The sequence below is a fragment of the Streptomyces sp. NPDC001604 genome, assembly GCF_042893475.1.
GTDB lineage: Bacteria > Actinomycetota > Actinomycetes > Streptomycetales > Streptomycetaceae > Streptomyces.
Genome location: NZ_JBIAUY010000015.1, coordinates 108,858 through 130,513, shown reverse-complemented (window position 1 = coordinate 130,513; position 21,656 = coordinate 108,858). Strand labels below are relative to the sequence as shown.

At 70.3% G+C, this 21,656-nt stretch carries 17 protein-coding genes; 10 read left to right on the top strand and 7 right to left on the bottom strand.

What is annotated here, in order from left to right; genetic code table 11:
• Positions 1 to 125 precede the first annotated feature (125 nt).
• Entirely contained in the window at positions 126 to 812 is a 687-nt protein-coding gene (locus ACFY1E_RS33250; protein WP_389082547.1) for a response regulator transcription factor, read from the top strand.
• The gene (locus ACFY1E_RS33245) at positions 805 to 2,241 is read left to right on the top strand and encodes an ATP-binding protein (protein ID WP_389082544.1); all 1,437 of its coding nucleotides are present in this window, start codon (positions 805 to 807) and stop codon (positions 2,239 to 2,241) included. The genes ACFY1E_RS33250 and ACFY1E_RS33245 overlap by 8 nt, the downstream gene beginning before the upstream one ends.
• A gap of 19 nt (positions 2,242 to 2,260) precedes the next feature.
• On the opposite strand, the gene ACFY1E_RS33240 is transcribed toward ACFY1E_RS33245, so the two are convergent.
• The gene (locus ACFY1E_RS33240; protein ID WP_389082542.1) at positions 2,261 to 5,152 is read right to left on the bottom strand and encodes a hypothetical protein; all 2,892 of its coding nucleotides are present in this window, start codon (positions 5,150 to 5,152) and stop codon (positions 2,261 to 2,263) included.
• 312 nt (positions 5,153 to 5,464) lie between these two features.
• Here ACFY1E_RS33240 and ACFY1E_RS33235 point away from each other — a divergent pair, with 312 nt between their 5' ends.
• From ACFY1E_RS33235 to ACFY1E_RS33225, 3 genes are all read left to right on the top strand, one after another.
• Entirely contained in the window at positions 5,465 to 5,869 is a 405-nt protein-coding gene (locus ACFY1E_RS33235) for a PepSY domain-containing protein (protein WP_389082539.1), read from the top strand.
• Positions 5,870 to 5,918: 49 nt separating this feature from the next.
• Positions 5,919 to 6,500, top strand: a complete 582-nt coding sequence (locus ACFY1E_RS33230; protein WP_389082536.1) for a hypothetical protein — start codon at positions 5,919 to 5,921, stop codon at positions 6,498 to 6,500.
• Between the two features lie 328 nt (positions 6,501 to 6,828).
• Complete coding sequence (locus ACFY1E_RS33225) at positions 6,829 to 7,239, top strand: hypothetical protein (RefSeq protein ID WP_389082534.1); 411 nt, start codon at positions 6,829 to 6,831, stop codon at positions 7,237 to 7,239.
• 212 nt (positions 7,240 to 7,451) lie between these two features.
• Here the strand turns inward: ACFY1E_RS33225 and ACFY1E_RS33220 are convergent, their stop codons facing one another.
• The 5 genes from ACFY1E_RS33220 to ACFY1E_RS33200 form a co-directional block, all read right to left on the bottom strand.
• Positions 7,452 to 8,195: a response regulator transcription factor gene (locus tag ACFY1E_RS33220; protein ID WP_389082824.1), complete on the bottom strand. Its 744-nt coding sequence runs from the start codon at positions 8,193 to 8,195 to the stop codon at positions 7,452 to 7,454.
• Positions 8,196 to 8,758: 563 nt separating this feature from the next.
• A complete protein-coding gene (locus tag ACFY1E_RS33215; protein WP_389082531.1) occupies positions 8,759 to 9,532 on the bottom strand; it encodes an FMN-binding protein in 774 nt (257 codons plus the stop codon).
• Positions 9,533 to 9,586: 54 nt separating this feature from the next.
• A complete protein-coding gene (locus ACFY1E_RS33210) occupies positions 9,587 to 10,945 on the bottom strand; it encodes a ferric reductase-like transmembrane domain-containing protein (protein WP_389082529.1) in 1,359 nt (452 codons plus the stop codon).
• Positions 10,946 to 11,570: 625 nt separating this feature from the next.
• On the bottom strand, positions 11,571 to 13,061 hold the full coding sequence (locus tag ACFY1E_RS33205) for a sensor histidine kinase (protein WP_389082526.1): 1,491 nt from the start codon (positions 13,059 to 13,061) through the stop codon (positions 11,571 to 11,573).
• Positions 13,058 to 13,819 carry a response regulator transcription factor gene (locus ACFY1E_RS33200; protein WP_389082524.1) on the bottom strand — a complete coding sequence of 254 codons (762 nt, stop codon included), beginning with the start codon at positions 13,817 to 13,819 and terminating at the stop codon, positions 13,058 to 13,060. Before ACFY1E_RS33200 ends, ACFY1E_RS33205 begins: the two co-directional genes overlap by 4 nt.
• Positions 13,820 to 14,418: 599 nt before the next feature.
• Here ACFY1E_RS33200 and ACFY1E_RS33195 point away from each other — a divergent pair.
• The 5 genes from ACFY1E_RS33195 (at position 14,419) to ACFY1E_RS33175 (ending at position 20,966) form a co-directional block, all read left to right on the top strand.
• On the top strand, positions 14,419 to 16,008 hold the full coding sequence (locus ACFY1E_RS33195; RefSeq protein ID WP_389082521.1) for an IucA/IucC family protein: 1,590 nt from the start codon (positions 14,419 to 14,421) through the stop codon (positions 16,006 to 16,008).
• Between the two features lie 60 nt (positions 16,009 to 16,068).
• A complete protein-coding gene (locus tag ACFY1E_RS33190; protein WP_389082519.1) occupies positions 16,069 to 17,757 on the top strand; it encodes an IucA/IucC family protein in 1,689 nt (562 codons plus the stop codon).
• Entirely contained in the window at positions 17,754 to 18,971 is a 1,218-nt protein-coding gene (locus ACFY1E_RS33185; protein WP_389082517.1) for a type III PLP-dependent enzyme, read from the top strand. Before ACFY1E_RS33190 ends, ACFY1E_RS33185 begins: the two co-directional genes overlap by 4 nt.
• Before the next feature lie 21 nt (positions 18,972 to 18,992).
• Positions 18,993 to 20,432, top strand: coding sequence for an MFS transporter (locus ACFY1E_RS33180; protein ID WP_389082515.1), 1,440 nt, complete (start codon positions 18,993 to 18,995; stop codon positions 20,430 to 20,432).
• Between the two features lie 117 nt (positions 20,433 to 20,549).
• Positions 20,550 to 20,966, top strand: coding sequence for a hypothetical protein (locus ACFY1E_RS33175; protein WP_389082513.1), 417 nt, complete (start codon positions 20,550 to 20,552; stop codon positions 20,964 to 20,966).
• 318 nt (positions 20,967 to 21,284) lie between these two features.
• On the opposite strand, the gene ACFY1E_RS33170 is transcribed toward ACFY1E_RS33175, so the two are convergent.
• Positions 21,285 to 21,656 carry a hypothetical protein gene (locus ACFY1E_RS33170; protein ID WP_389082511.1) on the bottom strand — a complete coding sequence of 124 codons (372 nt, stop codon included), beginning with the start codon at positions 21,654 to 21,656 and terminating at the stop codon, positions 21,285 to 21,287.

Below are 21,656 nucleotides of genomic sequence, written 5' to 3'. Positions count from 1 at the left end.
TCCTCGGGTCACGGGGGCCGGCCGGTGGTGGCCGGCCCGACGTGAACCACCCTGCGCGGGCGACCCTGAAGCCACGCTGAAGCTCCCTGAAGATCACTTCAGGGAGGGTCTGCGACGCTGTGCGTATGCGCCTGCTGATCGTCGAGGACGAGAAACGCCTCGCCACCGCCCTCGCCCGGGGTCTGTCCGCCGAGGGCTTCGCCGTGGACGTGGCCCACGACGGTGTGGCCGGTCTGCACCTGGCGCAGGAGCAGGACTACGACCTGATCGTCCTGGACATCATGCTGCCCGGCCTGAACGGCTACCGGGTCTGCGACCGGCTGCGGGCCGCCGGCGACGAGACGCCGATCCTCATGCTCACCGCGAAGGACGGCGAGTACGACGAGGCCGAGGGCCTGGACACCGGCGCGGACGACTACCTCACCAAGCCGTTCTCCTACGTCGTCCTGCAGGCCCGCATCCGCGCCCTGCTGCGCCGCCGCACCCGGGCCGGCGCCCAGGCGCTGCGGATCGGGGACCTGACGGTCGATCCCGGTGCCAGGCGTGTGGAGCGGGCAGGGGCGGAAGTCACGCTCACCGCCAAGGAGTTCGCGGTCCTGGAGCATCTCGCGCTGCACGCGGGCCGGGTCGTGTCCAAGGCCGACATCCTCGCCCACGTCTGGGATTTCGCCTACGACGGCGACCCGAACATCGTCGAGGTCTACGTCAGCGCCCTGCGCCGCAAGCTCGATGTCCCGTTCGGACGGCGCTCCATCACGACCGTGCGCGGCGCCGGGTACCGCCTGGAGCCCGACGGCGGCCCTCATGCGTAGACCCTTCGCCTCCGTCCGCTCCCGCGCCGCCCTCGCCGCGACCCTGGTCGTGGCCGTCGCCCTGGTGGTCGCCGGTGTCGCCGTGATCGCCGTACTGCGCCACAACCTCACCGGCCGGGCGAGCCTGGAGTCCGAGATCACGGCCCGCACGGTGGCCGGCGCCCAGGCTGCACTCAACGGGAACTTCGCCTCCCTGGAGCTGCCCGACGACCAGGACAGGCTCGTGCAGGTCGTCGACTCCACCGGCAAGGTGCTGGCCGCCGGTGACGACCTGGACAGACGTCGCGTCCTCGCTCACTACGCGCCCGCCCCCGCCGGCACCGCGCCGACAGCTTCGTCAGGCGGCGACGACGATGACGACCACGACAGCACCCCGGCCCGCGGCAAAGTCGGCACCGACGTGGACCGCAAGACCCTCATCGTGACGGTCGGCGACGAAACCCGCGACTACAGCTTCGCCGCCGTACAGGGCACGACCTATGACGGCCGCACCTACACCGTCTACGCCGGCACCTCCCTGGAGGACGAACAGGCCACCCTCGACCAGGTCACCCAGGCGATGCTGATCGGCCTGCCGTTCCTGCTCCTGGTGGTCGCGGGCGTGACCTGGCTGGTCACCCGCCGGGCGCTGCGTCCGGTGGAGGGCATCCGCGCCGAGATGGGCGAGATCACCGCCAGCGGCGACCTCTCCCGCCGTGTGCCCCAGCCCGACTCGCACGACGAGATCGCCCGGCTCGCCGCCACCACCAACGAGACCCTGACCGCCCTGGAGCAGTCCGTCGAACGCCAGCACCGCTTCGTCGCCGACGCCTCCCACGAACTGCGCAGCCCCATCGCCTCCCTGCGCACCCAGCTGGAGGTCGCGCTCGCGCACTCCGAACTCCTGGACGTCGAGGAGGTGCTCCAGGACGTCGTCCGCCTTCAGCACCTGGCGGCCGACCTGCTCCTGCTGGCCCGCCTCGACGCGGGGGAGCGCCCGACGGAAGGCCGGGTCGACCTGGCGGGCCTCGTCCGGCAGGAGCTCGCCGAGCGCAACGCCACCGACCGCATCGTCCCGAGTGCGAGCATCAGCGACACACGCCTTGAAGTCAGCGGAAGCCGCGGCCAGTTGGCCCGTGTGCTCGGCAATCTCCTCGACAACGCCCAACGCCACGGGAGATCCATGGTCACCGTCGATCTGCGCGCCGATGCCGCGGACGCCGTGCTCACCGTCACCGACGACGGGCAGGGCGTCCCCGAGGCCGACCGGGAGCGCATCTTCGAACGCTTCGTCCGTCTCGACGAGGCCCGCACCCGGGACGACGGCGGCGCGGGACTCGGACTCGCCATCGCCCGCGATGTCGCCGAACGCCATGGCGGCACGCTCACCGTCGGCGAGGCGCCCGGAGGCGGCGCGGTCTTCCGCCTCCGGTTGCCCGCCGCACGCTGACCGTGCGGTGGTCAGCGACTCACAGGGCGAGGCCGGGCGGTAGACGCAGGCCGCTCGTGCCGTCGTAACGCCCGAGAGTCTGGCTTGAGTTCAGGCCATCCGGGTCGGTGACGCGGACCGCGACGGTGTGGGTTCCGGGGCTGAGGGTGCGGACGTCCAGGGAGCCACCGGTGGCTGCGGTGGGGGCGCCGTCGACGATCCACGTCACGGCGGTGTCGGTGAGGGCGCCGTGCTGGGGGGAGGTGCCCTGGGCGTGCAGCAGCGGGCCGTCGGTGGCGCCGAGCAGGATGCGCGGGGGCCGTTTCGGCAGCGCGAAGGGCGGGGTCTGGACGTAGGAGGTGTGGAACCCATTGGTGGCGACCACCTGGACCAGGCAGCGGTCGTCGCCGGGCAGTTCGCGCAGGTCGAGGTCGAAGGAGGTGCCGGTGAGGTTCACGCCGACCCACTGTGCGAAAGAGCCTGCCGCGTTGGTGAAGCGGACGTAGTAGGTGGGATCCGGCAGGGTGCCGGGGCCGTCGCCGACCGGGCGCCAGCGCAGGTGGAGTACGCCCTCGGTGTCGATCTCGGGGAGGGCATTGCCGTGCGTGAGCACGAAGTGCGGCGGGCGCGGCGGGACGACGAGCGCGCCGAGTTCGGTGCCGTCGCGGCGGAGGACGACACGGTGGGCCTGCGCCTTGTAGGGCAGGCGGGCGTTGAAGGGTGCGTTGTCGAAGTCGTCCGCGGGGAAGGACGGGTCGGTGGCCGTGGTGGCCAGGACGTGTCCGGCATCGTCCTCCAGAGACACGGTGTACGCGGGTGCCGTGGCCGCCTCTGTGACTTCCAGTTGCTGGGGAGGCGGAGTGGCGAAGGTACGCAGGGCCGGGCTGAAGCGCACGGTGCCGGCACGGGAGAGGCGGCCGCGGACGCGGATGTAGGGGCCGGGGAAGGGCTGGCTGGCGGGGATGGAGGTGGCGGGCAGGGCGGGCGGCGGTGTGGCGGAGCCCTCGCCGGTACTGCCGGTGCTGCCCGAGGCGGCGGCTTCGGCGGTCAGCGGGAAGGGGATGTGGTTCAGGCGCAGCCACAGCTTGGTCCAGTGGTAGCCGCTGATCCACTTGTCCTCGAAGCCGCAGTAGCTCATGAAGTCGCCGGTGGAGGCCGGCCACACGACCATGTTGTGCGGGTCGACGCCGACGTCGCCGAGCTTGCCGTCCTTGGGTACGAAGTTGTCGTCGGGGTTTGCGGGGTTGCCGCACGGAGCGTGCTTGAGCCCCCACAGGTGGGCCAGTTCGTGCGCGAAGGTGACGGTGTAGTTCTGGCCGAAGGCGACGTGCTCGCTCTGCCGGGCCCGGCCCGAGATGGAGCCCAGGTTCACCGTGTTGTCGACCATGGCGTACAGGAACTTGAAGTCGGCGGCCTCCTCCTGGATGTCCTCCAGGTCCTCCATGAAGTCGTCCCACCCGTCCTCGTTGGTCAGGTCGCGGGTGGTGGTGATGACCTCCTGGCCCGGCAGGATCCAGTAGCGGATGCTGACGGCCGGGTCGTCGGCGATCGGGTAGCGCAGCGGGAGCGTGTTGGCCGTCCTGATGTAGTCCGCGTCCGACGGCGGGGCGATCGAGCCGACCTGGACGCGCAGCATCAGGATGTCGACGACCGGCGTGGGCTGGAAGTCGACGGTGATCTCGGTCGGGTTGCTGACCGTGCCCGCCACGGTCGCCTGCACGACCAGGGTGGCCTTCCCCGTCGCCTTGTCGGCCGGGATGAGGAAGTTGAGGGTGTGGGCGAGCTGTTCGCGGTCGACCTGGGCGATCGGGCGGGCGGTGATCGGCGCGGTGGGGCCGGTGGAGAAGGAACCGCCGTTGACCGTGAGCGTGCCGGTCACGCCGGCCACGGTGCCGCCGCCCTCGCTCGGGTCGATGCCGGAGTCCAGATAGACCCGGACGAGGGTTGCCTTCCCGGCCACCAGGGGCAGTGAGTTGTCGGTGCCGAGGGCGGAGTGGAAGTGCTGGATGGCCTGAGTGACCTCCAGCCCGGTGATCTCCAGATCCGGTGTGGCGTCGGGCGGCAGGACCTCGCTGGTCATGGTGATGAGGAAGCCGGCGTTGCCGTTGTCGGTCTCGGTCGGGCCCAGCTGCCGGTGGCCGAGGGTGAGCGGGTCGACCGGGTCGAGGACCAGCACGGCGCCGCCGAGCAGGTTCTCGTGGGTGTTGTTGTCCGGCCAGTCGCTGTCGTCGTCGGCGTAGCCCAGTACCGATATCTGGGTCGGGCCGCCGACGGTCAGGTCGACCACAGGCGTGACGGCACCGTTGGTCATCGGATACCGGTGCACCTCGTCGACCTTGGCGCCTCCGTTGTTCCAGCGCAGCAACTCGCGGTCGATCGCGTCCACTCCGCCCTGCGCCGGAGCGAACGCGCGGATGTAGACGGCCATATGGGTGTCGTTGGCCTCCTCGTCCTGCAACAGCAGCAGGTCCTTGAAGGTCAGCCGTACCTGGGCGCGCTGAGACGGCTGGACCACACGGGCCTGGACGGTCACGTCGTAGCCGGTGTTGCCCTGGTCGGTGGTGGCCGGGCCGAGCAGCAGTGTGCCCAGCGTGCTCGGGTCGCGTGGGTCGATCAACGCGTCGGCGCTTCCGAGGAAATTCTCGTGCCCACCCGCATCCGGCCACGGATTGTCGTCGTCCGTATAAGCACTGACGGTGATCGTTCCAATGGCGTCCAGTTCGAAGTCGACCACCGGTGAATTCGCGGCGTCCAACTGCAGGCTGTAACTGCGGACCTCGTCGACTTTCTGGGACTGGTTGTTCCACCGGAACGATGCCAGTTGATTCCCTGACGCGTCCTTGACTACGGCGTACATCGCCATATGGGTGTCGTTGGCCTCTTCGTCCTCGAACAGCGTCAACGATTCGAACGCCAGACGGATACGTGCCATGTTTCGCCCCCGATGATTCGAAACGGCAGCGTCCAGCCATGCCGCACCCGGGCGGAGTTCACGGCCGCGCCACGCAGTACGCTCCTCTTCGCTCAGGCAACACGTCAAGCAGAATCGAGCGTTCTAGTACGGAACTGGTCATTCGGAACTTTGTAATCCCTTTACGGTGGCGGTGGTGAAACATTGGGCAACTGCTGGCCTTCCTCTGCCGGTTTGCTGTGCTCCCTCTTGAGGGCGTGTTCCTAAGGTCATTGGAGTCCCCCGGAAGTCCGGTCACGGACCTCCGCTTCCCCACTGATCTGGAGATATCTGATGGGTGCCCTGCCCCGCCGTGCCATTCTCGCCGCTCCTGCCGCCGTCATGCTGTTCGCCCTCGTTGCCTGCGGCGGCGGCTCCGATTCCGGTTCCGGCGGCTCCAAGGCCGCCGACACCCAGCAGACGGCGCAGGCCGAAGGAGCCGGGGCCGCGGGTGACGCCGCCGATTCCGACGACAAGAAGGAGCCGCCGCTGACCGGCGAGGTCAAGCAGAAGGCGGAGGCCGCGGCGCTGGCCAAGTACCCCGGCACGGTCGTGAAGTCCGAGGAGGACGCGGAGAAGCCCGGTATGTACGCGGTGGAGGTGAAGAAGGCGGACGGCACGTCCGTCGAGGTCTACCTCGACAAGTCGTACAACGTCACCGGCACCAAGCAGGAAGGCACCGAGGAGCAGAAGGGCTGACGAAGCGCCGGGCGCCGTCCGGGTCGTCCGAGGAGGGAGCAGAGACAGCATGGCGAGCGACCACGTAGAGCGCACGCAGGTGATTCCGACGACCGAGCAAGGCTACGGGGGCCGCTACGAGGAGGATTCCTTCGACTACCCCTCTGCCGTGCCCGTGGACCGGTCACGGGTCGAGGAAGCGCCGCCCATGGGGCATGATGCCCTGCCTTCCTCGGGGCCGGAGCCGGAGTCCGAGACCGAGGAGAAGTCGGCAGCGGCCGGGCCCAGGAGCCTTGGGCAGCTGGCCGTCGCCCGGCGCGGGCTGGTGCTGTCCGTCGCTGCGGGCCTGCTCGCCCTGGGCGGCTTTGGTGCCGCGCTGTCGATGGTGAGTGACACCGTCTCCTCCGACCCGAGCCCGGGCGGCACGGCCCAGGTGTCCTCGCCGACGTCCCCGGCCGCGCAGCCGCCCGCTCCGAGTGCGCCTGCCTCTTCGCCGGTGGACACCGGAGCCATACCCGGAGGCACGGTGCCGGCCGCACCGTCACCGACCAGCGCGGCGACCAGTGCTGGTGCCCCGGGCCAGGGCGACCATCAGGAAGACGGGCAGGACGACCAAGAACGCGAGGACGGTGACCGCTCCGGCGACGGCTGACTCCCCGGCCGCCGCCTCACTGCCTCGCCGCCACCGCCCGGCCGATCTTCATCCTGCGCTGATCGGCCGGGCGGCCTTTGCCGTCCTGTCACTGACGTGTCATCACCGCGAGCCAACTCCCCCCTCCAGGATGGCTTCTCACGGATAGATCAACTTCCGTGACACCCGCAGGGGGAGCGTATTGCCGCGTCGAAGCACGACGCCGCGTGCGGAACCACTGGACTTGCGCACCTCGGTAAACGCTCTTCGACGAGGATTGAATTGGTGGCAAGTCGTGTGCAGGTCTGTGAGGTTGAGGGCAGTCCGCGTCACCTACCTCGGGATGCCCATGACCAGGATCTCGCCCCGTGCCGGCCGACTCGCAGGCTCCGTGGCCTGCGCGTTCATCCTTGTCAGCACCTTGACGAGTGCTGCCGTCGCACAGCCCTCCGGGAGCGACTCGGCCGCCCGCCCGTCCGCGTCCAACTGCCTGCGCGACCAGAGCGACACCAACCACTGGTGGTGCAACAACAAGGCCGGAATCCGTGTCGAGTGGGACGGAGAGACCGTCGGCTACCTCAACAGCACCACCAACTGGTTCACCTGCCGATACGAGGGCGATCCCACGGGCGGCGGCGGTCCTCACCCCAACCGATGGATCTACACGCTCGCCGACAGTCCGCACCGCAGCCATGGCGGCTGGGGCTTCGTGAAGGACAGCGACGTCTACGACGAGACCAACCCGCTGCCGCCCTGCTGAAGCCGAACCCGCCGTGGTACGCCGCCCCACAGCGAACGTCCCCGCTCCGGCGGGGCCGTTCGCGAGTCCCCGCAGCCCTCGCCCAGGTGGCGGGAGGTCATCGCGGCGGACCGACGTATGCCGACGGCTCGCTGACCCTGACGGCGTGTGGTTGCGCCGACTCGATGCCGTGCTCCGGCCGAAGACGCGCCTGATCAGGTTGAAGGACAACCTCAGGACATGTCGCCGTCGGGCACCGTGAGGCGGAAGCCTATGCCCCGGACGGTGGCTATCCAGGCGGGATCTCCGAGCTTGCGGCGCAGTGCCGAGACGTGGACGTCCAGCGTCCTGGTCGGTCCGAAGTAGTGGGGGTCCCACACCGCGTCGAGGATCTGCTGGCGGGACCACACGGCGCCGGGATCGCCGGCGAGGTAAGCCAGCAGGTCGAACTCCTTCGGCGTGAGCGCCAGCAGTCGGCCGTCGAGGGTGACGCTCCTGGTGCGCCGGTCGATGGTCAGCGAACCCAGGTGCTGGACTCCGCGGTCCTCCGCTGCGTGGGCTCGCGTGTGCGCGGAAACGGGCCCGCCGGGCACGGGTGCGGCGGCGGTCGGTTGGGGGTGTCGCTCGGGGTGAGTGCGGCGGGTGACGGCTCGGATGCGGGCCACCAACTCCCGTACGCCGAACGGCTTGGCGAGATAGTCGTCCGCCCCGAGTTCGAGTCCGACGATACGGTCGGCTTCCTCGCCTCTCGCGGTGATCATGATGATGGGGACGGCGGAGTGGGCGCGCAGCGTGCGGCAGACGTCGATGCCGTCCATGTCGGGCAGCCCGAGGTCGAGCAGGACCAGGTCCGCCGCAGGGGCTGCGAGGGCTGCGGCGCCGGTCTTCACGCGGTCGACGGCGAAGCCGTAACGATTCAGCCCCTCGGCGAGGGGGCCGGCTATCCGGTCGTCGTCTTCGACCAGCAGAAGGCGCATGGCTTCGGGCTCGGATGTGCTCGGCTGGCCGTACTGCCCGCTTGCGCCGATCTGTGGGGACTGAGGGCTGTCGGTCGTGTGGTGGGCCGGGACGACGTGTTCACGCCCGGTGGGGTACGACGGGTGGTCATGCATCGTCATGAGCGTGTCCGTGATCGTCCTGGCCGGCTTCGCCGCTGCTGGCGTGGCGGGCGGGGGCAGTGGAGGCGAGCGTCTGAGCGCGGGCGGCCTGATCTGCGCGGCCGCGCGCTGAGGTGCTGGGAGCGGTGACCAGTGCCGCCGGCAGCGTGAAGGCGCTCAAGGCGACCGCCGTCACGGACGCGAGGAGCAGCGCAACCCCCCTGAGCCGCTGTCTGATGCGACGGCTGCGCGGCGAGAGAGCGAGGGTACCGGCCGAACCAGCGGGCACTGTCTTCTCCCTCCCGGACTGGGCGAACACCGAGGAACGGCCACGACCTTACGGCCGGTGGGACAGCGGTGGTGCAGAAGTCCGTCAGCACAGTGTTAGCGAACGGCCAAGATTCGGCAGTCCTCCCTGCTGTGTGGTCTCCTCGGCGGCCGGCTCATGCCTTCGCGGCGTCTATGGCCGACTGGAGGGACTGCTTGTACGAGGCGGTGGTGAAGCTCGCTCCGGACACCGCGTCGATGCTCGCGCTCTGCGCGGTCAGGGCCTCCTGCCGCAGAGCGGGAATGGCCCTGGAGTTGATCTGTGCGCTGCGTGCGGGCGTGGTGGGGAAGCTGGCGGTGACGTCGGTGATACGGCCGCCGGAGACGGTGACGGTGGTCTGGATGGTGCCGTACTCGTTCTGCGCCAGTGCTCCCTTGAACGTGCCGTTCTTCAGGCCGCTGCCGGTGGCTGGGGCGGAGGACGAGGGAGCCGCCGCGGTCGGGCTTGCGGGGGCGGGAGCGGAGGTACACGGGGAACTGGGGGAGGCGGGGTCCGTGGGTGCCGCGGTCGCGGTGTCCGTGGGAGCGGGGGCGGCCGAGTCGGTGGGTGCCGCGGCCGATGGAGCGGCCGGAGCGGGTACGCCCTGGTCGTCGTCCTCTCCGTCCTCGTTCGCGCCGCCGTGGTCGCCGTCGTCGTCGCCGACTGCGAGGTACGCCGCGGGCTCGACTGCGCCGCCTCCGGTGAACGCAGCCGGGCAGGTCGCCGGACTACTTGTCGAAGGGGCCGTGGCGGTGGGGGTGGTGTCGCCCACGGTCGCCCCGCTGCCCGCCTGGGCCGCGGTGGCGGTGGACGAGGAGTCGGCGCCGACCGGGGCCATACCGAGCTTCAGCGCGGTGAGCAGGGTGGTCGCGGCGGCGGTGCCGAGCAGGGCCGCGGTGGTCTTGCGCATGGGGAGCCTCCGGAAGGTGGGCGGTGGAGATCGGGACGGGGCTGGGGCGGGAAGTCAGAACTCGAAGGGGTCGAGGTGGATCTGGCGTTCCGGCACGCCCAGGTGGCCGAGCACGTCCACGGCAGCGGAGATGAGGGCGGGAGGCCCGCACAGGTAGACGTCCCGACTGGTTGCGTCCGGTACGAGGTCCGTCATGCCCTCGGGCGTGAACAGGCTCCGCGGCCAGGGGTCTTCGCGGGAGCCCAGGACGTAGTGGATCCGTGCGCCACGGCGTGCCGCGAGGTCGTCCAGTTCGTCCCGGAAGACGACCTCTTCGGCGCTGCGGGCCCGGTAGATGAGGACAGTGTTCGGGGGTGTGCGCTCCAGCAGGGCCCGAATCGGGGCGATGCCGCTGCCCGCTGCGATCAGCAGGGCCTTGGAGTGGCGCTGCCGGTCGGCGGTGAAGGTGCCGAACGGGCCCTCCGCGATGACGCGGGTACCCGGCCGCAGAAAGCGGAGCTGGGTGGTGTGGTCGCCGACGGGATTCACCGTCAGCCGTAGCCACTGCCGGTTGGGGGCGCTGGACAGGGAGAACGGGTGCGACTGCCACCAGCCCTGAGGAGTCAGGAACCGCCAGCGGAAGAACTGGCCTGCGCGGGCGCCGAGCCGGTCCAGGTTCCTGCCCTGCACGTAGATGGAGAACATGGTCTCGGACTCGCGCACCACGGCGGCGACCTTCAGCCGGTGGCGCGCATTCAGCACCAGTGGCTCCAGGACGCGACCCCAGACCAGGCAGGCGACCGTCACCGCATACAGGGCGGTCCAGTACAGGCGGGCCACCGGCGTCTGCAGGTCGCTGCCGAGCGTGAACTGGTGGCCGTAGCCGAGCAGCAGCACCAGGTAGGTGGTCAGGTGCAGTGCGTGCCAGAGCTCGTAGGGCATCCATCGGCGCACCGACCGGATGGCCAGGAGTGCGATCGTCACGAGAATGGCGGTGGCGGCGAAGGCACCGGCCATGTCCTCGTACGTGGTCAGCATCGTCCAGGTCTGGGAGCCGAACGAGACGCTGCTGGAGAGCGCGTAGCCCTCGATGATCAGTGCGGTGTGCGCCAGGATCAGCCCGGTCGTCATCGCGCCCAGCTGGCGGTGCCAGATCATCAGATCGTGGGCGCCGGCCCACTCCTCCAGCCAGCTCACCCTGCTCATCATCAGTACCTGGACCAGCAGGACGAACCCGCCGGCCATGCCGGTGATCCGTCCCGCCGCGGTCAGTCCACCGGCCAGGTCGGTGACGGAACCGGCCGGGGTGTTGAACCACCACAGTGCGACGCTGGCGGCCAGCAGGGTCCAGAACACCAGGAGTACGAGGAGCCGGTTGCCGTCCGCGGGGTGGGCGGCCTGGCTGGACGGCGCGGAGGAACGCTTGCCGGTCATGCCTCTGTCCGAGCGGTGCTGCCCGGCACGGTGTCGGGGAACGCCCCTTACGCCGGAGGGCGTCCCGGCCCAGGCGGCGCTCGGCGTTGCGAATACGGCGGTGTCGTCGCTGGCCGAAAGGACGGGCTCGTACGCTGCCACGCGCGGTAAAACGGCAGTCGCGTCATACGGATCGCTGCCGCGGGATGGCGGCGGACTCCCCGGGGCGGGGACAGTGCTGGGCGTGTACATGGTCTGTCCTGGGCTCGAAGTCCCGCGGCCGGGGCCGCCGGTGGGTGACGGACGGGGTGTCTCGTGTCCTGCACGACCGACACCCCATCGCCAGTTGCCGCTTCCTCCCTTTCCGATCGAGCACCGGATGGATGGCCCGGCCTGCGCGTCGGCCGCAGAGGACGGAGATTCGTCGGCACGAACGCAGGCCGGGGAACACGAGACGTCCACCCCTCGGTGACGTGTCAGGGGCGGGGTGAACGCCGGGGAACGGCAAGGACTGTAGGAGGCCGCACTGCAACGCAATGTCAGCGAACCAGCAGCAGGCCGCCAAGATTCAGGCAACCTCTCGCAGCACTACGCGCGCACGATGGGCGAGGACGTGATTCGGCGGCGTGAAGCCCTTACAGGGCCGCTACTGATGCCCCTCGCGCACGGGCACGGGGGAGTCGGCCCACGAGGACGGCACTGTGGCCGGCCGTGTCCCGAGGCGAGAGCGCGGGCGGCGGCCCGGCAGCGTGTTGGGGGTGCGGGCGAGGCGCAGGCGTACAACCGCGTCGAGCCCTCCGCCGGGGGCCGGGAGCAGGACGACTTCTCCGCCCGAGGCGCGGGCGAGTTGCTGGACGATGGGCAGTCCCAGACCGGTGCCCTCGTGGTGGGTGTCGGAGGCGCGCCAGAACCGGTCGAAGGCGCGTTCCCGCTGCGCCTCGGTCATCCCGGGGCCCTGATCCATGACGTGCAGCTCGACCATGCCGGGATTGCCGCTCGCGGGGGCGATCGCGAGGGTGAGTGTGGTGCCGGGCGGGGAGACCCGCAGCGCGTTGGAGAGCAGGTTGTCGATGATCTGCTCCAACGCCCCGGGAATCGCCATTACTTCGCCGATCCGGGGCCCGACGACGGCGATGTCGACGTACTGTTCGCCCGCGAAGGCGGTCCAGACGCCGGCCCGGTCTGCGACGACCGCGTCGAGGTCCGTGGCCTCGGGTGTCGTTGCCGCGTTCTCCAGCCGGGCCAGGGCGAGCAGCCCTTGCACCATGCGGCCGAGCCGTTCCACCTCTCCGACGGCCTCGTCGAGACTGCCCTGGGCACGCGGGTCGAGGTGGGGCTCGAAGTTCTCCAGCCTCAGCCTGAGCGCGGTCAGGGGTGTCTTCAGCTGGTGGGACGCCTCGGAGGCGAAGGCGTGCTGGGCCTTGAGCAGGTGCTGCAGACGGGTTGCGGTGCGGACGAACGCGGCTGCCAGGCGCCGTAGTTCGGGGGGGCCGAGGTCGGTGGCGGGCGGGTCGGTCAGCGTGCCGTCGGCGAGTTGGGCCGTCGCGTGTTCCAACGCCCGTACGGGGCGGGTGATCCAGCGGGCCAGGGCCAGGGCGATCAGCGTGACGGCCGCGAGTACGCCCAGTCCTACGGCGGCCAGCACGAGCCACGCGTCGTGGACCTTGGACGTCACCATGGAGACGGGATAGGAGATCCGGACCGCGCACCGCACGGTGGCGCCGGACGCGCCCGGCACGGTGGCGACGAAGGCGGTGCCGCCCAGGGTGGCGTCCTGCCGGGTGGCGGAGGTGGACCGGTTGCGCAGAGCGGTGGCGATGTCCGCCTGGGTGGACAGGTCCGTTCCCGCGGCGATGGTGCCTCGGGAGTCGGCGAGCAGTTGCCCGTTGCGGTTGACGACGATCACATGGCCGCCGGTGCGCCGTGCGAAGTCCGCGACCAGGGTGGGGACGTCGTCCGTGGCCTGCCGCTCGACCTTCTCCTCAAGCACCTCCGCGAGCATCACCGCTGCCTGTTGCCCGCCGCTGGTGAAGCGGGACATCTCGCCGCGTGCGTAGACGTAGCCGAACGGCAGCTCCAGGCACAGCAGGACGAGCAGGGTGAGGCTGAGGTAGCTGAGCAGGAGGCGGCGGGTCATCGGGCATCCCCCTCGGGATCCTGCCGGCGTGGGGCAGCGGGGTCGGGGTCGGCGGGCGGGGTGAGCCGGAATCCTACGCCGCGGACGGTGTCGATCCAGGCGGAGTCCCCGAGTTTGCGGCGCAGGGCGGCGATGTGGACGTCCAGGGTCTTGGTGGGGCCGAAGTAGTGCGGCTCCCACACGGCGTCCAGGATCTGGCGCCGGGTACAGACGGCTCCCGGGTCGTCGGCGAGATAGGCGAGCAGGTCGAACTCCTTCGGCGACAGCGCGATGGGGCTCTGCTGCATCCGTATCTGGCGGCCGCGACGGTCGATGGTGAGCGGGCCGATCCGCTGGGCTTCGGCGGCGGGCGGCCGTGCTGGGGCAGCCGGGCGGAGTTCCGCCATTGGGCTCACGTCCGCATGCACGGGCCGCGTGCGCCGCACCACGGCCCTTATCCGGGCAACGAGTTCTCGAACCCCGAACGGCTTGGAGAGATAGTCGTCGGCGCCCAGCTCCAGACCGAGGACGCGATCGACCTCGTCGCTTCTGGCACTGATCATGATGATGGGCACCTGGGAACGCAACCTCAGCATGCGGCAGACGTCGGTCCCGTCCATGTCGGGCAGCCCCAGGTCCAACAACACCATGTCCGCTTCCTCGGCGGTGAGTCCGTCCGCTCCGGTGCGGGCGTGGTCGACGGTGAACCCGAAGCGGCTCAGGCCCTCGACCAGCGGGCCCGCGACCCGGTCGTCGTCCTCGATCAGTAAGACTCGCATGCCCACAGACTCACAAAGATCCGGTGCCCCGCACCGGGAAATCATTTGATTCACCTGTGCATTGATGACGGTGAGACCGAAAGCACCCTGTTCCTCGGCATGAACGAAAGGCCGTCGACCCCGGCGCCCGCCGGTCGACGGCCCTTCGCGGCCTTTTCTCTCATCACTTCACCGGCGTGACCGGCATGCCAACGACTTTAGGGGCCGCACGACAGAGCCCGGTCAATGAACCGACAGCGGGATGCAAGCAGTGTGTTAAGAATCGGCAGCAGAAGGTGGCTCCTGGTCGACCACTGAGCGGACGCCCCACCGTGCGGCGGCAGGCTCGTACAGCCTTTCCGCTGTCGGGACCGGCCCGAACGAAACGCTGGATGGATTCTGATACCGCGCTTCCCGCTCGCTGTCGATCAGTTAACTAACGATCCCGTAACGTCGTTTGCGGTCAACCGGAAACGGATTCCGAGTCCGCGGCGGTCACGCGTCGGGCTGATTTCGGTCTGTCTGAAAAGCGGCGCGGAAATCCGCCACATCGATGGCGCCCGTATTGGCCGCTCCCCGTTCCATCCGCTCGTTTTCCCCATGCCTTCGGACGGTGAAACATGCCCCACAGCACCACCATCGACGAGCTGCGCCGTGCGCGCCCCGATCTGATCGGTCCCTTCAGGGCGGCACTGCCCGGCGCCCGGGCCACGGTGCTCGGCCGGCTCTGGGGCGCCTTCTGCCGTGAGCAGCTCCCGGGTATCACCGCGCGCACCCAGGCGGCCGGCACCCGGATCGTCCGTCTCGCCGACGGCGGACTGCTCACCGGCCCGGACCTGGCCGCTGAACGATTCCCCTCCATTCCCGACGACTTCACCGTGTCCGGCCCCGAGGGACCGATCCACGAGCCCGCCCAGCTGCTGGCCACACTCGGCCCGCTGACCGCCCCAGGTGCGGCGCGTCTGGCGGCCGAACTCGACAACAGCGTCGCCAACCTGGCCCTGGCCCGCGCGGCCCACCGCGAACCGCATCCGATAGGGGACTCCGCCGACGCCGAGCAGGCGGTGGTCGACGGCCACCCGCAGCATCCGTGCTGCCGTACCCGCACCGGCCTGTCCGTCGCCGAGGTCCTCGCGTACGCCCCCGAGCACCATCCCGTCATCCACCTGGCGCTGCTCGCCGTACCGACAGACCGCTGGCAGGCCACCGGGGACTGGCCGGACGAACTGCGCGACGGGGACACGGTGTTGATGCCCGTGCACCCCTGGCAGCGCGAGCACGTCCTCGCCCATCACCCCGAACTGACGGTCGTGGACCGAACCATCGCCGCCCGCCCCCTGCTGTCGATGCGCACCCTCGCCCCCCTCGACGCACTGCAGCGCTGCCACATCAAGACTGCCCTGGATGTGCAGGTCACCAACTACCGGCGGACCATCTCCCCGGCCGAGGTCGCCGACGGCGCCCCCCTCTCGGAGCTGGTTTCCGCGGTCGTCGACAAGGCCGGTTTCGGCGAGAGCCTGCGCATCCTGCGCGAACTCGCGGGCGGCAGCGTCCGCGTGGACGGCAAGCCGTCGTCGAGCCTGGCCGCGATGATCCGGGAATCCAGCGAACGCCACCTGATGCCCGGGGAGATCGCGGTCCCGCTCACCGCCGTCCACGCCACCGGAGCCGCCATGGTCACCGGGGACCCGGTCACCTGGCTGTCTGAGTTCGCCCGGCTGGTGCTGCCGCCCGCTCTGACTTTGCTGTCGATGGGCGTGGCTCTGGAGGCGCACGGACAGAACACTCTCGTCGCGCTGCGGGACGGACGTCCTGTCCGCGTGCTGTACCGCGACCTGGACGGCGTACGCATCCACCCCGACCGGCTGGCCGCCTATGGCTTCCTCCTGCCGCAGCTCGCCGGCAGCCGGGCCGGCAACGACGACACGGCGCTGCGCACGAAGCTGTTCGGCGGCCTGCTCAGCGGCGTCTTCAGCGAACTGGTCGACGTCCTGGCCCGCACGCGAGGCGCCGACCCCCACGAGCTGTGGGCGGCGGTCGCCCAGGTCGGCGGCCACGTCTACGCCGACCTGCCGGAGGCGGCCGGGGACCGCGAGGTCTTCTTCGGCGACACCCTGCCGCTCAAGGCGACCATCGCGATGCGTCTCGCGGAGGACTCCGGAGTCGCGCAGTGGACGCCCGTTGCCAACCCGCTGGCCCGCCACCGCTGATCGCGGCCCCCGTCCCTGGCCGAAGCACTCCCGCTCACCCATCCCCTGGAGCCGTCCCGCATGACCAGCACCACCACCCCCCTCCTCGCCCCGACCGGCAGTCCCGCCCAGCTGGCCGACGCCGTCACCACCCACACCCTGCTCAACTGCCTGATCCGCGAGGTGTCAGCGCCCGAGCGACAGGTCACCGTCGCCCAGGACCACCTGCTGCTGCGCCTGCCCCGGCGTGACACCCTCCTGCGAGTCCGGCTGCGCCGCGTCTCCCTGATCGGCGCGCACCGCTTCACCGGCCCCGTGCAGCGGCACGACGGCACGGTCTGGGCCACGGTCGGCTGGCGTGAGCTGGCCGAATGCGTCCAAGAGGAGCTGGAGCTGCGCACGGGCGTGGCCAACGACGAGTTCCTCGCACAGGTCACCGACAGCCGCGAGACCATCCGCACCGTCCTGCGCCAGCGCGCGACCGCCACCCTGCCGAACGACCCCTACCTGGCCTCCGAACAGTCCCTGGTCTTCGGCCACCGCTTCCACCCCTCACCCAAGTCCCGCACCGGCGACCCGCAGGACTGGCTCCACTACGGCCCCGAAACGGGCACGCGCTTCCCCCTGCGTTACCTGGCCGTGCGCCCCAACCTGGTGCACGAGGAGGGCGACCTGAGCCGACTCGACGCACTGCACCCGCAGGACCGGCACGGATACGTCGCCCTGCCCGTCCACCCCTGGCAGTACCGGCTCCTCGGCAGCCACCCCGCCCTGCGCGCCGCCATGGCCGCCGGCGACATCCTCGACACCGGCGTCAACGGCCCCGCCTACGCCCCCACCGCCTCCGTCCGCACCCTCTACCAGCCGGACGCCGACACTTTCCTGAAGTTCAGCCTGAACGTCCGGCTGACCAACTGCGTCCGCAAGAACGCCGCCTACGAACTGTCCGGCGCCGTCGCCCTCGACCAGCTCCTGAAGCCCGTCTTCGCCGAGATCGGCCAGGCGCACCCCGGCACCGCCCTGCTCTCCGAACCCGGCTACCGCAGCCTCGCCATCGACGGCGACCGCGACCTGCTGGAGGGCTTCGGCGTCATCGTCCGCACCGGGCTGCGCGAGCACCTGCGCCCCGGGGTGACCCCGCTACTGGCCGCTGCGGTCGCCGACGAGCACCCCACCAGCCCCGCCCAGGTCTCCCGCCTGCTCACCCGCGGCGACGGCGACGCCCTCGCCTGGTTCGACGCCTACCTCGGCCTGCTCCTTCCGCCAGTGCTGACCGCCTACTTCGAGCACGGCGTCGTTCTCGAACCCCACCTGCAGAACGTCGTCGTCGGCGTCCGCGAGAACGGCACGCCCGCGCAGATGCTCTTCCGCGACCTGGAAGGCACCAAGCTCCTCCCCGAGCACCACGGCTCAGCACTGGCCGCGCTGCCCGAGGACGTCCGCAACCCGATGACGTACGACGCCGAATGCGGCTGGAACCGGGTCGCCTACTGCCTCTTGGTCAACCACACCGCCGAAGTCCTCGCCGCCCTCGCCGACACCGACCCCGCGCTGGAGCCCGCACTGTGGGGCCTGGTGCGCGACCACCTCGACGCCTACTCCCGCAGCGCCGGCGACCCGCCGCGCCTGCGTGCCCTGCTCTCCGGCGTCCCGCTGCCCGCCAAGGCCAACCTGCTGCTGCGCTGGTCCCGCCAGGCCGACCGGCACGCCGGCTACGTCCCCCTGCCCAGTCCGCTGGGCGAGGACTTCCCGCGCGAGGTGACGCGATGAACGACGCCGTGACGAGCGACCGCCTTTTGCGCCACGTCCACGAACTGGACGAGGACCAACTGCCCGCCTACGTCTACGACCTGGAGCAGCTGCACGAGCACGCCGCCGCGATCCGCGCCGCCCTGCCCGAACGCGTCCAGCTCTTCTACGCGGCCAAGGCGAACTCCGACTCCCGGCTCCTCGAGGTGCTGCGCGAGCATGTCGACGGCTTCGAAGTCGCATCCGGCGGCGAGCTCCACCATGTCCAGGCCACCGCGCCCGGCACCCCAATCGCGTTCGGCGGCCCCGGCAAGACAGCCGCCGAACTGGAACAGGCCCTCCAGACCGGGGTCGACCGCCTCCACATCGAAAGCGAACAGGAACTCCGCCTGCTCACCGAGCTGCTGGGCGAGCGCACCGTGGACGTGCTGCTCCGCGTCAACCTGCCCATCGCCCTCGGCCCGGTGGCCCTCGCCATGGGCGGCCGGCCCAGCCCCTTCGGCCTGGACCCGGACCACCTCGACCCCTGCCTCTCATTGATCGCCGCCGACCACCGCATCCGGCTGCACGGCATCCACGTCCACCTCGCCTCCGGCCTCGACGCCACCGCCCACCTCGACGTGGCACGCCAGGTCCTGGCCTGGGCGAGCAACTGGGCCACGAAGAGGGGCGTGCAGCTGTCCGAGGTCAACCTGGGCGGCGGCATGGGCGTCGACTACACCCGCCCCGACACACGCTTCGACTGGACGGCCTTCGGCTCGGGCCTGCGCCGCCTCCTGCAGCCGTACCCGCACCTGACCCTGCGGATCGAACCCGGCCGCTCAGTCACCGTGTACTGCGGCTGGTACGTCACCGAGGTCCTCGACATCAAGCGCAGTCACGGGCACGCCTTCGCCATCCTGCGCGGAGGCACCCACCACCTGCGCACCCCCGCCACCAAGCAGCACAACCAGCCCTTCGCCATCCACCCCGTCGACACCTGGAACCGTCCCTGGCAACGCCCCGAAGCCAGAGACGAACTCGTCACCCTGGTCGGCCAGTTGTGCACCCCCAAGGACGTCCTAGCCCGCAACGTGCCCGTCGCACGCCTTCGCACCGGCGACCGCATCGCCTTCTCCCTGGCCGGCGCCTACGCGTGGAACATCTCCCACCACGACTTCCTCATGCACCCGGCCCCCCACTTCCACCACCTCGACCACGCTCCCGTCTCCGTCCCCGCCGGATCCCACCCGTAGAAGGCCGACCCGCCCAACACCATGAGCAAGCACCGCCGTGTCCGCAGCAGCGACAGGACGCAGACCCTGCGCACCGCCCTGGCCACCCTCGACATGGGCGGCCGGCACCGCAGGGTCCGCACAGGCGGGAAACGACGCGCCCCGAGCGAGGCACTCGCCACGCTCGGGGCGCGCAACTTCCGCCGCTACCTGATCGGGCAGCTCGTCTCCAACATCGGTACCTGGATGCAGCGCGCCGCCCAGGACCTGCTCGTCCTCCAGCTCACCGGCAACAGCGGCAGCGCCGTGGGCATCCTGACCGCCCTGCAGTTCCTGCCGCAGACCCTCTTCGGGCTGTCCGGCGGCGTCTTCGCCGACCGCTTCGCCAAGCGCCGGCTCCTGCTGGTCACCCAGACCGCGATGGGAGCGCAGTCCCTGCTCCTCGGCCTGCTCACCGTCTCCGGCGCCGTCAACCTCTGGTATGTCTACGGCCTCGCCTTCCTCCTCGGAACCGCCACCGCCCTGGACAGCCCGGCCCGCAACGCCTTTGTCTCCGAACTCGTCGACAGACCACGCCTGTCCAACGCGGTCAGCCTCAACTCCGCCCAGTTCAACATCGCCCGCGCCATCGGACCGGCGGTGGCGGGCCTGTCGGTCGCCGTCGCCGGGACCGGGCCGGTCTTCCTGGCCAACGCCGCCTCCTACCTGGCCGTCCTCTACGGTCTGATCGCCATCCGCACTGACGAACTCTTCGCCCCCCGCGAGAAGAAACGCGACGACACCACCCTCGCGGACGCCTTCCGCACCATCCGCGCCACCCCCGACCTTCTGCTGCCGATCACCGTCATCGCCTTCGTCGGCACCTTCGGCCTCAACTTCCAGGTCACCATCTCCCTGGTCGCCATCACTGTCTTCAACTCCGGCTCCGCCGCCTACGGTTACCTCTCCGCCGCCTACGCCATCGGCAGCCTCATCGGCGCACTCAGGGGCGCCGGGAAACGAAAACCTCCCACCACCGGGCGCCTGGTCACCGCCACGGTCGTCTTCGGCATCCTCGAAGCGGTCGCGGGCCTCATGCCCGGCTACGGCACCTTCCTCGCGATCCTCCTGCCCACCGGCCTCGCCTCCGTGACCGTCACGACCACCGCCAACGCCATGACCCAGCTCCACGCCGACCCCGCACTGCGCGGCCGTATCGTCTCCGTCTACCTCCTGGTCCTGCTGGGCGGTACCCCCGTGGGCGCCCCGCTGGTCGGCCTGGTCTCCGACACCCTCGGCGCCCGCTTCAGCCTCATCCTCGGCGGCGCGATCTCCGCCCTGGCCGCCGCCGTTCTCTCGGCACTGATCAACGCACGCGCCAGAGCAGTACGGTCGGCCGCCCCGCCCCTTGCCTCCACCCCATCCGCACCGCTCACCGACATCAGCACCCTGCCCCGCCCCGCCTTTGCACCCGACCCCGTCTTGCGTCGGCCGGCCGCCTGAAGACGGGCGGCAGAACATTGGCAGCCTCCTGGCAATTCGCTGACACAGCTCTGCAGTTGCTCTGCGAACGGCTCCCTAGGGTGATGCACGGTCCGTCATCGGCAGAGGGAGGACGCCGTGCCATCCGACTCCAAGACGACGACACCTCCTCCCGCAGACGCGGGCCCCGAGCCCGATGCCGGGCTGTGGGACCGGCTCGGCGATCGAAAGGCCACATACCTCAGTGCCGGAGTCGCAGCCATCGTCTTCATCGGGATCATTGCCACCGTGGCGATGGTCACCGACGACATCACCTTCCCGGAGAGCGACGCACGCCCCGCCGGACAGGCAACCTCGGTGACGGCCCCTCTCGCCCCGGCCATCCCGCCCGAAACGACCGGCTCGCCGAGCGCACCTGCCACACCACCGATGCCTCCGACCGCCCTGCCTCCCTCACATCTTCCGACGAACACGGCCACCAGCCCGGCTGCGGAAGAGCACCGCAAGAGGGACGACGAAGGCGACGACGATGGCCGCCATGACGAGGAGTACTGACCGGACCTCCCGCCTGCGACGATCGAGCGGAATCCTCCCCAGCGGACTACGGGGCCGACGGGCGGCGCCGACCCCTGTAGGTTCGCAATTGGAGTGTCCCGTGCCGTCGTGACGACGTGCCTCCCTGCGCTTTCTCGTTCGGCTGGCCCGGGATTCCGTCTCGCGATCTTGTCCTTTCCGCTGCCCGGCCGACCGCTCGGAGGTTCCGTGTGTCTCCAGGCGGCCGGAGAGCTGTGCCGAGCGAACCCCGTCATCCTTTGTCAGCCGCTGGCGTCGGCATCCGGAGAACGATGGGGTGGCGTGCAGTGGTGATCACGCTCAGGTGCCCGTGAAGTGCTGGGTGGTCTGGTTGTGGTCGCCGATGACCACGCCTTGGCTGGAAGTGACGGTGACCTGGTACTTACCTGCCTGGGAACCTTCGGGATCGGTGAGGGCCAGCAGTTGGGCGGCAGCCCGAACAACCTCGGGGTCGGTGTCGGCGCGGATGGCACGCAGCCGCTCTTCCAGGGTGGCGCGAGTCTGCGGGTCCTCGGCGGTGGCGGTATCCAGTACGCCGTTGTCCTCGGGTTGGCCGCCGGAGCGTTGGAACAGGAGCCTCTTCAGGGCGGCGTAGGCGTCGGCGACGGCAGTGTTGGACAGGTTGGTGAGCCCGGCGGCGAGGGCTGCGGTGATCAGGCTGACAGGGTCCAT

Excerpts from the sequence above, each read along its gene's own strand:
- ACFY1E_RS33235 (WP_389082539.1), top strand. The coding sequence starts at position 5,465 with ATGGGTGCCCTGCCCCGCCGTGCCATTCTCGCCGCTCCTGCCGCCGTC.
- ACFY1E_RS33220 (WP_389082824.1), bottom strand. The coding sequence starts at position 8,195 with ATGCGCCTTCTGCTGGTCGAAGACGACGACCGGATAGCCGGCCCCCTC.
- ACFY1E_RS33225 (WP_389082534.1), top strand. The coding sequence starts at position 6,829 with ATGACCAGGATCTCGCCCCGTGCCGGCCGACTCGCAGGCTCCGTGGCC.
- ACFY1E_RS33245 (WP_389082544.1), top strand. The coding sequence starts at position 805 with ATGCGTAGACCCTTCGCCTCCGTCCGCTCCCGCGCCGCCCTCGCCGCG.
- ACFY1E_RS33240 (WP_389082542.1), bottom strand. The coding sequence starts at position 5,152 with ATGGCACGTATCCGTCTGGCGTTCGAATCGTTGACGCTGTTCGAGGAC.
- ACFY1E_RS33205 (WP_389082526.1), bottom strand. The coding sequence starts at position 13,061 with ATGACCCGCCGCCTCCTGCTCAGCTACCTCAGCCTCACCCTGCTCGTC.
- ACFY1E_RS33180 (WP_389082515.1), top strand. The coding sequence starts at position 18,993 with ATGAGCAAGCACCGCCGTGTCCGCAGCAGCGACAGGACGCAGACCCTG.
- ACFY1E_RS33250 (WP_389082547.1), top strand. The coding sequence starts at position 126 with ATGCGCCTGCTGATCGTCGAGGACGAGAAACGCCTCGCCACCGCCCTC.
- ACFY1E_RS33170 (WP_389082511.1), bottom strand. The coding sequence starts at position 21,656 with ATGGACCCTGTCAGCCTGATCACCGCAGCCCTCGCCGCCGGGCTCACC.
- ACFY1E_RS33190 (WP_389082519.1), top strand. The coding sequence starts at position 16,069 with ATGACCAGCACCACCACCCCCCTCCTCGCCCCGACCGGCAGTCCCGCC.
- ACFY1E_RS33215 (WP_389082531.1), bottom strand. The coding sequence starts at position 9,532 with ATGCGCAAGACCACCGCGGCCCTGCTCGGCACCGCCGCCGCGACCACC.
- ACFY1E_RS33185 (WP_389082517.1), top strand. The coding sequence starts at position 17,754 with ATGAACGACGCCGTGACGAGCGACCGCCTTTTGCGCCACGTCCACGAA.
- ACFY1E_RS33210 (WP_389082529.1), bottom strand. The coding sequence starts at position 10,945 with ATGACCGGCAAGCGTTCCTCCGCGCCGTCCAGCCAGGCCGCCCACCCC.
- ACFY1E_RS33200 (WP_389082524.1), bottom strand. The coding sequence starts at position 13,819 with ATGCGAGTCTTACTGATCGAGGACGACGACCGGGTCGCGGGCCCGCTG.
- ACFY1E_RS33230 (WP_389082536.1), top strand. The coding sequence starts at position 5,919 with ATGGCGAGCGACCACGTAGAGCGCACGCAGGTGATTCCGACGACCGAG.
- ACFY1E_RS33195 (WP_389082521.1), top strand. The coding sequence starts at position 14,419 with ATGCCCCACAGCACCACCATCGACGAGCTGCGCCGTGCGCGCCCCGAT.